At 28.8% G+C, this 2,001-nt stretch carries 1 pseudogene; it reads left to right on the top strand.

The window, feature by feature from the left end:
• Positions 1-1,353, top strand: a pseudogene (locus tag AC11VW_RS02685) (hypothetical protein); the annotation flags it as partial.
• Between the last annotated feature and the right edge of the window lie 648 nt (positions 1,354-2,001).

Below are 2,001 nucleotides of genomic sequence, written 5' to 3'. Positions count from 1 at the left end.
GAAATATATCCAGAATTATTAAATGATACATATAGTAAAGAAATATTAAAGCAAGTTAAAAAAAGTATGGTTAAAGGTGCGAGAGCAGGTAAGCTTGATGTAAATGGAGTTTATACGTTTATAAGCCCTGATTTATATGCATTTTGTGAAAGGTTATTTTTAGGAGAAGAAAATCCCAAAGGACTATTAGAAGATAATGAAGTTTATTGTAGATTATATAAAAAAGAACCTAAATTGGATTGCCTAAGAAGCCCTCATTTGTACCGAGAACACGCAATAAGGAATAATGTTGTTGATAAAGAAAAAGGTAGATGGTTCACTACAAATGCACTATACACAAGCTGTCATGATATAATTAGCAAGATATTAATGTTTGATGTAGATGGAGATAAGAGCTTAGTTTGTGCAGACCACACTATAATTGAAGTAGCAGAACGTAATATGAAAGGAATAGTGCCTTTATATTATAATATGGCTAAAGCAGAGGCACAGATTCTAAATAGTAAGGTTATATATGAGGGTTTAAAGTCGGCATATACAGGTGGTAATATAGGAGCTATTAGCAATGATATAACTAAGATATGGAATAGTAATGACGTTGATATTGATGTAATAAAATTGCTATGTATGGAAAATAATTTTACCATAGATTATGCAAAAACGTTATATAAACCTGAAAGACCTAAAGATAAAAAAGGCATGATTACTAATTATACTAAATCTAAAACGCCACATTTCTTTATTTACGCTAAGGATAAACCCAAAGATAAAGTAGAACCTATAAATAACAGCGTTGTTAATAGACTTGATAAAATGATACCTAATCCTAGAATAAACTTCAAAGCTACAAACTTAGGAAAATTTGATTATAAAAAACTTATGAATGATAAAAATATAAAATTAGATAAGTCAAATGAGGATATTATAAGTAAATATACAGAACTAGATTTAAAAAGTCATTTTATGATGGGAAAGTCAAATGATGGTGAGGTTAATAATTTATCATATTTATATCAAGACATTAAAAAACAAGTTCTTGAAGTTAATGATGATGTAAATCGTGTAGTAGATGTACTAGTTAAATATCTATATAATGAAAAGAAATCAAGTTTTAAAACAACACTGTGGGAATGCTTTGGTGATATAATAGTAAATAATTTAAAAAATAATATAAAAGAGAAATTGGATGACGGTGTTATATTATGTGAATTATGTGGAGAAAGAGTTGAGGAAACTAATAATAAAATTAAATATTGTAAAAAGTGTGCTAAAGAAATAAAGAAACAACAGAATAAAATAGCTAACAAAAAGTATAAAGAGAAAAACAGGCGAGAAAATAGAAATGATTTGTAACCGTTGATATCACTAACTTGTAGAGGTTTTATGATTAATAAATGATTTATTAAAACATGCTCAATGCATTGATATCAGTGGCATGTAGCGTTTTTACCATAATAGTCTATAAGGGAAGAGTAGTCTATATTTACAAATTCCAAGAGATATAAAGTACCCCTAAGAAGGGTGTAAGAAATTATGCCCTTATTTTTATAATTAAAACAATATAAAATACCCATTTTAATTTACGGTTTAAAATTAGTTTACCCTTGGTATTTGTACCGAGTCAATTAATTTAAATAAAAATAGACGAATCCATACATAAGAAAACTCATGAGGTGACAAGAGTAATCTAAAATGGATTAGGACTGACTACTGCCTTGAGGCGAACTATGCCAAAGTAGCCATATAATTTGCTCAAGAGAGAACAAGGCATTTTGCCAAAGTTGGAACAAAGGAAATAATTAATAGTTCTAGTGACAACCTATTCAAAACACTATCTCTAAACATAAGAGATTAAATATGTCGTGGTTTATAACTTAGTACCCACGTAAATAAACAAAGTGGAAAATCCTTGCCTCAGTAGGAAACTTTAATTGTGAGGTTATATCCAACCTTCAAAAAATGGAGCTTAATTCAAGGCATGTTACGTGGCAGTTTCGGTAT

This window comes from Romboutsia sp. (assembly GCF_056995035.1).
Note: the sequence above shows the minus strand (reverse complement) of the source record. Positions and strands in the feature narration are given on the sequence as shown.